The 12,750-nt window shown below is 36.7% G+C and carries 14 protein-coding genes and 1 tRNA gene; all 15 read right to left on the bottom strand.

Annotated features, from left to right (window positions below; translation table 11 throughout):
* Positions 1 to 50: 50 nt before the first annotated feature.
* Positions 51 to 1,334: a sensor histidine kinase gene (locus EUI_RS0104515; RefSeq protein ID WP_010016416.1), complete on the bottom strand. Its 1,284-nt coding sequence runs from the start codon at positions 1,332 to 1,334 to the stop codon at positions 51 to 53.
* Positions 1,327 to 2,016 carry a response regulator transcription factor gene (locus EUI_RS0104520; protein WP_010016417.1) on the bottom strand — a complete coding sequence of 230 codons (690 nt, stop codon included), beginning with the start codon at positions 2,014 to 2,016 and terminating at the stop codon, positions 1,327 to 1,329. Before EUI_RS0104520 ends, EUI_RS0104515 begins: the two co-directional genes overlap by 8 nt.
* Before the next feature lie 238 nt (positions 2,017 to 2,254).
* The gene (locus EUI_RS0104525) at positions 2,255 to 3,571 is read right to left on the bottom strand and encodes a DEAD/DEAH box helicase (protein ID WP_010016419.1); all 1,317 of its coding nucleotides are present in this window, start codon (positions 3,569 to 3,571) and stop codon (positions 2,255 to 2,257) included.
* Between the two features lie 4 nt (positions 3,572 to 3,575).
* Positions 3,576 to 4,577 (bottom strand): Gfo/Idh/MocA family protein, encoded by a 1,002-nt coding sequence (locus EUI_RS0104530; RefSeq protein WP_010016420.1) that lies wholly within the window; start codon positions 4,575 to 4,577, stop codon positions 3,576 to 3,578.
* Positions 4,574 to 5,311, bottom strand: a complete 738-nt coding sequence (locus EUI_RS0104535; protein ID WP_010016421.1) for a GH25 family lysozyme — start codon at positions 5,309 to 5,311, stop codon at positions 4,574 to 4,576. The genes EUI_RS0104530 and EUI_RS0104535 overlap by 4 nt, the downstream gene beginning before the upstream one ends.
* Before the next feature lie 92 nt (positions 5,312 to 5,403).
* Complete coding sequence (gene proC / locus EUI_RS0104540) at positions 5,404 to 6,171, bottom strand: pyrroline-5-carboxylate reductase (protein WP_010016422.1); 768 nt, start codon at positions 6,169 to 6,171, stop codon at positions 5,404 to 5,406.
* A gap of 86 nt (positions 6,172 to 6,257) precedes the next feature.
* Positions 6,258 to 6,902 (bottom strand): deoxynucleoside kinase, encoded by a 645-nt coding sequence (locus EUI_RS0104545; protein WP_010016423.1) that lies wholly within the window; start codon positions 6,900 to 6,902, stop codon positions 6,258 to 6,260.
* A gap of 69 nt (positions 6,903 to 6,971) precedes the next feature.
* Positions 6,972 to 7,745, bottom strand: coding sequence for a M15 family metallopeptidase (locus EUI_RS0104550; protein ID WP_010016425.1), 774 nt, complete (start codon positions 7,743 to 7,745; stop codon positions 6,972 to 6,974).
* A gap of 116 nt (positions 7,746 to 7,861) precedes the next feature.
* Positions 7,862 to 7,934 (bottom strand) — tRNA-Lys (locus tag EUI_RS0104555).
* A gap of 157 nt (positions 7,935 to 8,091) precedes the next feature.
* Positions 8,092 to 9,084: a UDP-glucose 4-epimerase GalE gene (galE, locus tag EUI_RS0104560; protein ID WP_010016426.1), complete on the bottom strand. Its 993-nt coding sequence runs from the start codon at positions 9,082 to 9,084 to the stop codon at positions 8,092 to 8,094.
* Between the two features lie 40 nt (positions 9,085 to 9,124).
* The gene (locus EUI_RS0104565) at positions 9,125 to 9,862 is read right to left on the bottom strand and encodes an acyl-[acyl-carrier-protein] thioesterase (protein WP_010016427.1); all 738 of its coding nucleotides are present in this window, start codon (positions 9,860 to 9,862) and stop codon (positions 9,125 to 9,127) included.
* A gap of 45 nt (positions 9,863 to 9,907) precedes the next feature.
* A complete protein-coding gene (rsmI, locus tag EUI_RS0104570) occupies positions 9,908 to 10,783 on the bottom strand; it encodes a 16S rRNA (cytidine(1402)-2'-O)-methyltransferase (RefSeq protein ID WP_010016428.1) in 876 nt (291 codons plus the stop codon).
* Between the two features lies 1 nt (position 10,784).
* Entirely contained in the window at positions 10,785 to 11,708 is a 924-nt protein-coding gene (locus EUI_RS0104575; protein ID WP_010016430.1) for a DNA polymerase III subunit delta, read from the bottom strand.
* Complete coding sequence (locus tag EUI_RS0104580) at positions 11,708 to 12,037, bottom strand: cyclic-di-AMP receptor (RefSeq protein WP_010016431.1); 330 nt, start codon at positions 12,035 to 12,037, stop codon at positions 11,708 to 11,710. The genes EUI_RS0104575 and EUI_RS0104580 overlap by 1 nt, the downstream gene beginning before the upstream one ends.
* 5 nt (positions 12,038 to 12,042) lie before the next feature.
* Positions 12,043 to 12,687 carry a dTMP kinase gene (gene tmk / locus EUI_RS0104585; protein WP_010016432.1) on the bottom strand — a complete coding sequence of 215 codons (645 nt, stop codon included), beginning with the start codon at positions 12,685 to 12,687 and terminating at the stop codon, positions 12,043 to 12,045.
* Between the last annotated feature and the right edge of the window lie 63 nt (positions 12,688 to 12,750).

Below are 12,750 nucleotides of genomic sequence, written 5' to 3' on the forward strand. Positions count from 1 at the left end.
TAATCCTCCTCTTATAACATATAATATACCGCAACAATATTTAATGATAATTAAAGTGGTAGTGTCACTTTAATTATCGTTCCCGTTGGTTGATTGTCTAATACAATAATCTTACCACCATGTGCATGTACTATCCATTCCGCAATCGATAATCCAAGACCAGTACCACCAGTTTGTCGGCTACCTGTTTTATCTTCGCGATAAAAGCGATCAAAGACATGTTTTTTAGCTTTGTCGCTGATACCCCGTCCCGTATCGGCAACACTCAACACAAATTTTCGTTTCTCAATCATTGCTGAAATTGATACTGTTGCACCAGACTCAGAATACTTCATCGCATTATCTACCAACAAAACCAGTAACTGATGAATACGTTTTTGGTCAATAAACACTGGTTGATTAACTTGTGTAGATAATAGTACTTGTTTACCTTCAAACTCAGCCATTTCCTGATAAGGTGCCACAATTCGTGACAAAAATTCAGCAATATCAGTCGATTCTTTTTCAATTCGTGTCATATTAGAACCTGATTTTGCTAAAGTAAGCATATTATTAGTCAAGGATGTCAATCGCCGAACCTCAGATAAAGACAATATAATCGCATCAGATTGCTCTCGAACAGTTGACTCTGGTCGCGTGAGCATATTTTCTAATTTACCCTGAATAACAGCCATTGGTGTACGTAATTCATGCGCCGCGTTATTAACGAAATCTTGTTGTTGCTGCCAAGCTTTGAGAATGGGTTTCATATTTTTTAAACTAATCCAATAAGAAACCATCAAAGCAAGTAATCCAAATGTACCAAATGACCACAAAATAACCTTTTTGAATTGGTTAAGGTTAAAAATTGTATCTGTGACGTTGACGGTGATAATGCCATATTTAACAGATTTACCATCATTATTTTTCGCACCATTGATAAAATTCACTTTAACACCGCGATAGTAATCGTTTCCTATCTGTACAGTTTTAGGTTTGGATAAAATAAATTTGGACGTATATTTAAATTTCTTTTTATAAGTAGATTGCATTGGCTCTGGTATACGATCATCAATAACAAGTTTCTTATTTTTATCATACACCCAGACATCTGCTAACATATTTGATTGTAACAATAACGGTGATTTTCTATTGGCATCGGCTGAATTTTGAAGCGCACCTGCCAAATCATATTGCTTAATTTGTTGTGTAATAGCTGTATCTGAATTCTGAAATATTGTCCGTGTATAGGACCAATAAATAACACTTCCAAGAACTGAAAATATAACAAAAAAGCTCGCAATTAACAGCAAAAACCCACGAATTTGTTGTTGCTTGTTAATCACATTAGGCATCTTTAACCTCTAAAATAAAACCAATGTTACGCAAAGTTTTAATCAAATCATTTTGCCCAACAGATTCTAATTTCCGACGTAAATTGTTGAGATAAATATTAACAACGTTGATTGTTGTGTCAGAATCAATTCCCCAGACGCGATCAAAAATCTGATCACGTGTGACAATGATGTTTTTATTTTGCGCTAAATATGTCAAAATATCAAATTCCTTACCAACTAATTTAATTTGTTGCCCATGAACTTGCACCCCACGATTTTCTAAGTTAATTAATACATCACCTACAGCAATCATATTATCCTCGGAGTAAACACCTGCGCGCCGTAGTAACGCTTTGACCCGCACTAATAATTCTTCACGGTAGAATGGTTTCGTAAGATAATCATCTGCGCCAACATTAAAGCCTTCAATTTTATCATCAAGTGAACTTTTAGCCGTCAAAATCAAAACTGGCGTTTCAACACCGTTTTTTCGCAAATATTTAATCACTTCAAAACCGTTTTCCCCCGGTAACATTAAATCAGAAATAATTAAATCATAAGGTGACTCCTGACCTTCAAATTCACCATCAAGACCATTATCGACAACATGGACATCCGCAAAATCCTCTAAAAAGCCGACAATATTATCTGCCAAATTCACATCGTCTTCTATTAATAATATTCTAATTGCTTTTGCCATTTTCATATCTCCATTGTACTGTTTTATTGATCTCAGTGTACTACTTTATGATTAATAGGAGATTAAATTTCTCCATTACAAAAAACACCTCTCATATAAAATAATAACACTTCAAATTAGGATTGTACGCAGCACCTACATCGTTTCCAATACTATGTACTCAATCCATGAGTTATCATTTCACCTCAAACAAAAAAGCATCATTCATAAAATGACACTTTTACATCACTAAAATGACTTAGCTTTCACGTTTGTTAGCCCACTTTGGCTTACCTTTATCCTTAGATACTTTCAAACGTTTTTTCTTTTTTGGCTTGTCCATTATTTCAGACGTTGGTTTTTGCTTTATTTTTGGTGTAACATTTTGAGTATTTTGTGCTGTTGAAGGTGTTGTATTCGTTTTCTCACGATCATTGCCATTTGAATGCTCACGTTCTGATGGTTCATTCTTAGTCAACGCGTCCTTTTTATCAGCAAAAGAATTAACTGCCTTAATCAATTCAAAATCATCCCCCAATTCGCGTTTCAAATCCCGTATATCATGATCATTACCAAGATTTAATACACGACCAGGTTTACCCATGCGGCCTGTACGGCCTGTACGATGAACATAAGTTTTTTTACTTTGTGGTATTTGCGCATTCACAACTAAAGGCAAGTCTTCAATATCTAATCCGCGGGCAGCAACATCCGTCACTAATAACAAAGTCACCTCACCTTTTTTGAACAGACGTAACGCATCAGCGCGTTGCACCTGGCGCTTGTCATTACTACCAATGCTCATGACACTCGCATGTGCATGACGTAATGTCGCCTGCATATTAACCAAACCACTGATTGTGTTAAAAAAAACAAGCGCCTGTTGATTATGTCTTGCCAATTGAATAAGCATATTAGCCCGTGCTTTTTGATCAACATACTGAAATTCATGTCTAATAGATGCTGGAGCATCTGTACCAACCGAAATTGGCCGTACTTCTTGATGAAATGTATCAGCGACATATTTCAAATCAACACCAGATGTCGCTGAAAATAACCCCAGTTGAACATCTTCGGGTAATTGATCTGCTAATTCTTGCAAACTATCATGTCGTTCGTCTGTCAACATGGCGTCAGCTTCATCAAAGATAATGGTTTGAATACCATTTAATTTTAAGGCACCACCGTCAACCATTGTCAATATGCGACCTAATGTACCAATAACGATGTGCGGCTTTTCTTTTTTCAGTTTATCTGATTGACGTCGCCCATTTGCCCCGCCAATCAAACTGGCTACTGAAACACCAACTAATGTACCCCATTCACGTGCAACGGCTGTTGTTTGCATCGCCAATTCTTGACTTGGTGCTAAAATTAACACCTGTGTTCGCTTTACTTTAACATCAATACGCGATAGCATCGGCAAAATAAAGGCCAATGTTTTACCAGTGCCAGTTGGTGCTAAGCCAAAAATATTTTCACCTGCTGATAAGCGTTCCCAAACCGCGTCTTGTATCGGGGTTGGTTTTTCAAATTGGTTGTTAAATTTATCGTGTAACTCTGGTTTAATTGCCATTAAATTAGTATTCTTTCTTGTCTGCTGGAAATTCTATGCCCGCAGACGAACGTAAGTCAAACAATGTTTGGTTTACTTGTTTGGCAAGTTGAAACCACTGACTATATTTTGTGTGGTTTTCAACAGGATCATTAATAATATCTGCAAAATCTTGTGCTTCATGTATCATGGGATTACCATCTGGTTTTTGTCCAATATTGTCAGCATGACCGTCACCATCATGGTATGTTATTGTATCAAGTTCAGCAATGTTTGATATTGCAATTGTCTCCTTTAAACCATATATCTCACTTGATAGATAAGAATTGGCAGTCTTACCGAATAATAGCGTCACATTAAAGTCATCATAAAACAAGCTGGCTGTGCCTTTTCCATCTGCACCATTAGTTAATAAAGTTGGCAAATATTGCACTGCTCGAGGTGCACCAAATAAGGCAATAGCTGCATAAATAGGATAAACACCCAAATCATACAAAGCACCTGCGCTAAAATTACGCGATAAGACGTTTGGTTCCTCACCAGCTAAATAGGCATCATACCGTGATGAATATTTTTGGTAAACTAAAGTCGCACCTTGTAATTGCGTCAACTCACCCATAGTCTGCTGAATCACTTTAAAATTAGGTTGATGAACATGACGAGCCGCTTCAAAATAACGCACTTCTGGATACAATGTCAATAATTTTTCTATCTCTGAAAACTCTGCCGGATTGCTCGTTGTTGGTTTTTCAACAATGACATGCACACCTGCTTCAATCGCCACTTTTGATTGTTCAAAATGCAGTGAGTTTGGCGAAGCAATATAGACTAAATCAATTCCTGTATACAAGTCACTTAACGTAGTGACAATATCCACATCATCAACTGTCAATGTCTTTAAAAATGATTCCCCGCGTTCTTGCGTTCGAGAATAAATTTTTGACAGTTCATACTCACCAGTTTCAAGTGCTGCTGCAATGAACATTTTGGTAATCCAATTTGTGCCAATAACCCCGAATTTAATCATTTTATATCCTCGAATTCTTTCTCTGTACCGTTAAATACACTTGTTGGCATCTTGATTGCTTTCAATCCGCTACCAATCGTATGGTCCTCACTGTATTGAATGAACTGGTTTTTATTTGATTTATTAGTTGTATGCGTATCAATCAACCAATATTTAGTTCCAGAAATAGTCGATGACAATTTACTTTGCACACTTGGTGTTGTATAAATTACAGTTGATTTATTATAATGTGTATTTAAAATTTGTATTAATTTAGCTAATCTATCAATACTAGCTTGTGTGTCTATTTGGTTATCTGTCACATAAAATGCAATAGGTAACTGCCCGACACGATTACCAACGTTATCAATAAAATATTGTGCTTGCGTTGAAGCATCAACACTTGCATCGTAAACTTGAATACTACCAACTTTCAATTGTGCAGACCGCGCACGGTTATAACTTGATTGATAACTATCATCCACAAAAGATGTTCCTGTAGTAGCACGTAAATAAACGTAATCAACGCCATTTGATGTTAAATTACGATAATCCACGTAACCTGATGTTTGATTAATCGCCACTCCCTGCACTGAAAAACCAGTCGGTATCGTGTTTGTCGTTAATACAATTGGCTTAGCAAATAGCCACACTGCCAGCGTAGCGATCAATCCACCAACTATTAAAATCCAAGTTATTGATGTTAGCGTTTTTTTTGTTCTAATTTGTGTTGTTTTTCCAGCGTTATTCGTCATAATATCCATTATACAAAATTTGTCAGTAAATCGCTCATTAAATATATTAAATTAACATTCTGAAGAATGAGGCTATCATCACCCAGTTAATTTTATAAATGTTTATGTTCTACCGTAGCTTTAATTGCATGTGCTATCACATCATCAAAGTTTTGTGTGTCCAAATCGTCTAACCCTGCACGCGTTGAACCTCCCGGCGAGGTAACGGCATTTTGTAACTCTTTGGCCGTTTGTGTTGATAATGCTAATGTTTTAGCAGATCCAAGTACTGTTTGTGTGGCAATATCTGTTGCTAATTCAGCTTCCAACCCATTAGCAATGCCTGCTTGTGCGAGTGCATCAATATATTTAAATACATACGCTGGTCCCGAACCGGCAACGGCAGAAAATATGGCAAATTGCGATTCTGCTAGGTCAACACTACTCCCAAGGTAATCTGAAAACGTCTTAAACAGTGTGTTGTTGGTTGTTGTTAACTCCGTTTTAGAGAAAGCTGTCACACCTTGATTAATTGCCACATTGACATTAGGTAATGTTCGAACAATTTGCGTAGTATGTGTCGCAGATATTAGTTGTTCAAGTGTGATTCCTGCCAAGACAGATACAACAAGTTTATCCTGGAAATCTAATTTAGCCGTAACATTTTCTAATTGGTTTGGTAAAAATGCTAGCACAATCAAGGAACTTTCATCAATAAGATTTTGCGCGGATAAAGATATTACGCCCCATTTTTCAGTTAGTTTAGCAGCAGACCGTGGTGAATATACTGCAATATTTTTTGCCGAAACACCCTTGCCAAGTAAACCTTTAATCATTGCCTGGGCCATATTTCCTGTGCCAATAAAACCATATTCAATCATTTCTATCCTCCAAATTTTTTTCTGACTTCATGGTTATTTCTATCATATTTTATAAAAAGCGATGAGTCTTAAATAACCCATCGCTTTTATTTTGTGTCAACTTCTGATAATTTTGTATCAATCATATCTAAGACCTTGTCACGTGCCTCATCACTCATTACAAAATCAAAGCGATCACCATCTATTTGCACTTTTGGTGATCGATCATATGATTCAAACCAAGCGTCATAGCGTTTATTTAATTCTTTGTAATATTCATATAAATCTGGATTTGCAGCAATTTGTTCAAATGAACGTCCGCGTTTTTCAATGCGCTCAAGCATAGTTTCAAAACTAACACGCACATGAATCAGTAAATCCGGATTTTTAATATCATCAACACCAGTGATATCAGCCATCATATTGTCAACAAGGGACTTATAAATATCTACTTCAGTTTGCGTCGCACGATTCAGGTCTGCTGTTAATTGGAACAAGAGCGCATCTTCATAAATCGAACGATCTACAATATTATTCGTTCCAGTGGTTTGTGCCACTTTTATCTGTGCTAAACGCTTGTTCAAAAAATAAATTTGCAGTAAAAAGCCATATTTTTTGGGATTTTCATAGAATAACGGTAGAATTGGATTGTCATCAACGCTTTCGTAAAATGCCTTTGAATCTAAATGGTTCGCTAACATCTCCGTTAAACTTGTTTTGCCGGCGCCGATAGTGCCTGATAATACAATCATGCCAATTCTCCTAATTTCAGTCAATTTAATACATACCTAGTATATCAAAAATCGACATGCTTTTCAGAGCTAATTTTGCGTTGCATTTCTAAGCATATCGAGATATGCTTCTAGCGTAAGATGATGTTGTACCATATAGCGCGCGTTAGCAATACCAACATAACGAAAATGCCATGATTCATAATCTATACCCGTTTGTGACATTGATTTTGAATCATTTAAATATCGTAAAACAAAACCATAATCAGACGCATGTTTCATTAACCACCTTTGTGATTTGAATTCATCCATTTGTGCCATTAACGCAGGATATTTTGCTAATGCATCGTTCCCTGCTAAATCAACTGCCAGGCCTGTTTGATGTTCAGATGAGCCAGGTGTTTGAATGACACTTTTCGTCAACTTTGTTGCAGCTTCTTCATCCATTCCGTTTGCTTCATTTTGTCTCAGAGAATTTTGATAAACTTCAGATTGGTCAGCAATCGACCGATATGCTGACACAAGAGTTGTATTATATCCTGCTATCTTAGCGCCGGCACGAAAATCTGTTAAAGATTTTTCAATTCTCTGATCCATTTGTTTGCCATCAACTGTCACTTTATTAAAACGAATTTCAGATGTACGTGGATGCTGTTTATTGATCAAAATTAATTGCCAATCGGACACTTTAGTATGCTTTGGTAATGTATGACGTAAGCTTTTGATAGATGATTTTTGCACTACCTGCTGTTTTTTAATCAATTTGTTACTATGATTAACGTAACAGATTGCATAAAGTGTCACAACACAAGTGATAACTAATCCTAATATTAAACCAACCAATCTTTTCGAATGCATTTTCATACAACAATTCCCCCCTGTTATTGTTAATTTTTGATACGTCATATATAAAACAAACAACTCTTATTTTGATTATAATACAAAAATGCCAATACATTTCTGTATTGGCATTTATTTAGTGGACAGCCAGGGGCTCGAACCCTGGACCCACGGATTAAGAGTCCGTTGCTCTACCAACTGAGCTAGCTGTCCATTTGTCACTTTCACAACAAAAGTTAGTATATCACGAATTTAGTGTTTACGCAACATTTTTTGACATTTCACCTATTACCCATCTATTAATCACATCATTCTCTTTGACACTTTTCGTCAAAAAATGATCCTACAAATTGTAGGACCATTTTTAGATTTATTTATCATCATAACCAGTTGGATGATTTTGATGCCAATGCCAAGCTGTTTTAATAATATCTTGCACATTATCATACTTTGGTGCCCAACCTAAAACATCACGTGCCTTATCAGAATTAGCAATCAAAATATCTGGATCGCCAGCCCGACGTGGTCCAATTTTTGATGGTATATCAACCCCTGTTGCTTCACGTGCTGCCTCAACCATCTCTTTAACAGAAAAACCAGTTGCAGAACCCAAATTGAATTGGTTTGATTCATGCCCATCAGCTAAATATTTTAAAGCGCGTATATGCGCATCAGCTAAATCAAGCACATGTACATAATCTCGGACATTGAATCCGTCTGGCGTCTTATAATCATCACCAAACATTTCAATATACTCACGCTGTCCTAAACCAGCTTGTAAAATAATTGGTACAAGATGCGTTTCAGGTGTATGATCTTCACCAATTGAACCATCTTCAGCAGCTCCGGCTACGTTAAAGTAACGCAAGGCAACCCATTTTACACCATCAGATTTGTCTGACCAAGCCATGATTTTTTCCATCATAAGCTTTGATTCGCCATAAGGATTAATAGGATTTTGTGGATCAGTTTCTTTAATTGGAATATTTACTGGATTGCCATACGTCGCAGCAGTTGATGAAAAGACAATTTGCTTCACATCATGATCTTTCATTACTTCAAGTAACGTGATCATCCCACTTGTATTGTTGTCGAAGTACTTCAATGGATTTGCGACTGATTCCGGCACGATTGAAAAAGCTGCAAAATGCACAACCTGTTCAATATTTTCTTTGTCAAAAACTTCTGATAGCGCAGCTTTGTCACGAATATCAACTTGATAAAACTTAGCCGCTGGATTGACTGCCTCACGATGACCCGTAAAAAGTGCATCCACAACAACAACATCGCGTCCACTCTCAACAAGTGTTTTTACCATATGTGAGCCAATGTAACCTGCCCCACCTAATACTAATACTGACATAATAAGCCTCTCTATTTTAGAATTATATCTTCAGTTTACACTAAAAGGACACATCACGCCACTTAAACTCAGCTTCTGCACTAACAATATTACCTAGCATGATACGATGTTTACTAGTATGTTCTTGCAAAATCACTTGCGATTGAATCATATGTCCTAAGCGCACTTCATTCTCAAATTTTAAATTAATATCAGTCACTTCATGGGTTGATAGGAATTCTGGGGTGATAACATCTTGCATCCACTCAAAATACTTTGAATTATTGACATGCTTATTGGCATCAATATCAAGATATCGTACATGATAATCATTTTCTTCAAACACCTCATCAATACCAAATTGCGCAGGTTTGGCAATACGTGGTATTTGTTTAACACGCTCAGCTTGATATTTATCAACAATATCTTGCGGTAGTCGTGCCATACGTCGATTTTCAATATCAATCATTGCCCAAATTGAATCAACACGGATAATTTCGTTTCCAGTGGTGTCAAAAAAAACAAATGGTCGACTGACAAAAAAAGGATTATATTTTGCGGCATACGTCTTAATCGTAATTTCTTCGTTTATTTTGGGACGACGTGTGATATGTACCTCATACTGCAAAATAATCCAGCCCAAACCACGACCTAAATATATTTTTTGTCCGACACCTAATGCATCACTTTGCTTCTTTGAAGCCAACACTGCCCAATTTAAAATCATTGGTAATGTTAACTTTCCAGTCGTGTCAGCTTCATAATATTCGACATGTCGTTTAATTTCAAATGTATGCATAATAGTCGTCCCCCCGTATGTGACGATTTTTCTTACGATAAATATTTAGTCAATACCATGATAATCAGAGTAAACTGCTTGTCTATCAAGACCACGTGATTTTGCGATCTGCTTGATTGCCATATTAGGTTTCAATCCCCTACTGATCAAGGTTTCAACAGCATCATGAACGGATAAATCGCGGTCGTCAGATTTATTTTGTTCTTCTATTACTCCTTGATAACCAGCAATCATCACCACAAATTCACCACGAATTTCATTATCTTTTGCCCATTCAACTAACTCTTGTGTTGTGCCACGTAAAAATTCCTCGTATCGTTTAGTCAGTTCACGGGCAAGAACAACACGTCGATCATCACCCATAACTTTTTGTATATTTTCTAGTGTTTTTTTTATGCGATGTGGTGATTCATAAAAAATAATAGTATCTCGTACGCTAGATAATTGTTGTAACTCTGCCAACTGTTCATTGTTTTTTCGTTGTAAAAAGCCATAAAAATAAAAAGGTTGCGGCACTAACCCACTAGCAATCAAAGCTGTAACACCAGCTGTTGCACCTGGAATCGGTACAACAGTGACATTATTTTCAATTGCGGCGGCAACGAGTTCTTTACCTGGATCTGAAATAGATGGCATCCCAGCATCGCTCACTTGAGCCACATTTTTACCGCCTTGTAAATCCAAAATAATGCCAGGAATTTTCATTTGCCAATTATGTTCATGAAAACTTGTCTGTTTTGTCTCAATATCAAAATGATTGAGTAGATGTTGTGTATGACGTGTATCTTCAGCTGCTATTAAATCAACATTTTTTAATGTATCAATAGCGCGGGGTGTCATATCTTGCAAATTGCCTATCGGGGTTGGCACCAAAAATAATGTCCCTGTTTGTTTTTTTTCAAAACTTTTTTGTTGTTGCATGTTATTCTCCTAAGGCAATCGTCACATCAAGCACAATTTTTTCAAGACGCGTTTGTAGCGACACATTATTTTGACGTATCCGATCATCAATAAGTACGGCATCACTTGCTCTTAGCAATTGCTTTTTTGTATAATACTGCATCAATGTTTTATATAAACCAACTAACCTTGGAAACACCAATGCATCATCCGAAACCTGCCCAAAGACAACTGTGTCACGTGACAATTGATGTAACCAATTAAAAAATAATTGCTGTTGTTGATTATCTTTTAATTGATTAACAAGCTGTGTTTGTACGTATACGAAAGCTTCAATACGACGTTGCATCATTAATTCAAACCATTTAAATAAAATTGATTGTGTCGCCTGACGCCACTCATCATCAATTAAATCACCTGATAATGCTATTGTTGTTTCAGGTTGCAGATGAACAATTTGGGCACGTGATTGAATCGTTGTCATTACTTCATTGAGATTTTCTGCTAACATCACAATTAATTGTGGACCTGTAGGTTCCTCAATAAATTTTAATAAGGCATTCCCGGATTCAGCATGAAGTGTTTCTACAGCATCAAAAACAAAAACTTTGCGTGTGCTTTCTTGAGCAACCGTCACAAATTCAGGTTTCAAAGCTCTAATTTGATCGACTTTCCAAGTTCTATTTGTGCCCGTCCCACTCTTTGGCAAACTTGGTTTGACAATTTTAACATCCGGATGATCATTTTCCATGATTCTGACTAGATTACGCTCAGTTGCACCAACAATTTGCCATGCAAGATACTGAGAAAAAGCCAGCTTTTCTGGCTGACTTGGTCCAATAAATAAATAAAAATGGCTTAACTGACTTTTGCTTATTAAACTCACAAAATGCGAAGCTTGTGTCGGATAGACCATTTGTGTTATTGTTGCGAAATTTGATTGCATTAGAACTGATGGAATGATTCAATACTTTGTGTATAAACTGTTGCGCCGCCAACTTCAACTTCGACCGGATAAGCACCAACATGAGCGCCACCAGCATCTAAGCTCACTGGTGGTACCATGTATTGTTTTCTTTTTTGTGAAACAGATTGAATCATATCAAGTACTGCTTGGACACGTTCATCTTCAATAGCAATTAAAAATGTTGTATTTCCTGAGCGTAAAAAACCACCCGATGTCGTTAAACGTGTTGCACGTACATTTGCTTTTACAAATGCATTACTCAACTTTGTTGTATCTTTATCCTGAACAATAGCCGTAATAAGTTTCATAAAAATTACTCCTTTCGAGTTTTAAGCGTTTTCAACAATAATGCACGCGTATCAGCCACTACTTGATCTAACGGCTGTGCAGCATCAATCAATTTAATTCTATCAGAAAAGTCATGTTGTAGTTGTAAATATGTTTGGCGTACTGTCTGATGAAATGATAAATCTTCTTTATCAAGCCGATCAATTTTACCTTGACGATTTGCTTTAACACGTGCTAATCCAAGCTCTGGTGGTACATCAAAATAAATTGTTAGGTCTGGCATTAAACCTTCTGTTGCAAATTGATTAATTTGCCATATATTGTCAACACCTAACCCTCGACCACCCCCTTGGTAAGCTAAAGAACTGTCAATGTAGCGATCAGAAATAACTACTTTACCGGATTTTAAGGCCGGTAATATAATTTCTACCAAATGTTGGCGACGCGCAGCTGTATAAAGTAACGCCTCTGTCCGCTCATCCATACCATTATCTTCCGCAGGTTGTAAAATGGCACGAATTGCTTCAGATATTGGATTGCCCCCCGGCTCACGTGTCGTGATTAATTCACCCCCGAGTAACGGTTTTAATTCAGAAATTAAAATTTCCAAAACACTGGTCTTGCCGGCACCCTCTGGCCCTTCAAACGTAATAAATAATGGCTTTGTCATGATATTGGTATCCTGTTTCTTAGTTTCATACAGTTCATACAGAAAAATAGTGACCTTTTTAAT

The organism is Leuconostoc gelidum subsp. gelidum KCTC 3527 (assembly GCF_000166715.1).
Taxonomy (GTDB): domain Bacteria; phylum Bacillota; class Bacilli; order Lactobacillales; family Lactobacillaceae; genus Leuconostoc; species Leuconostoc gelidum.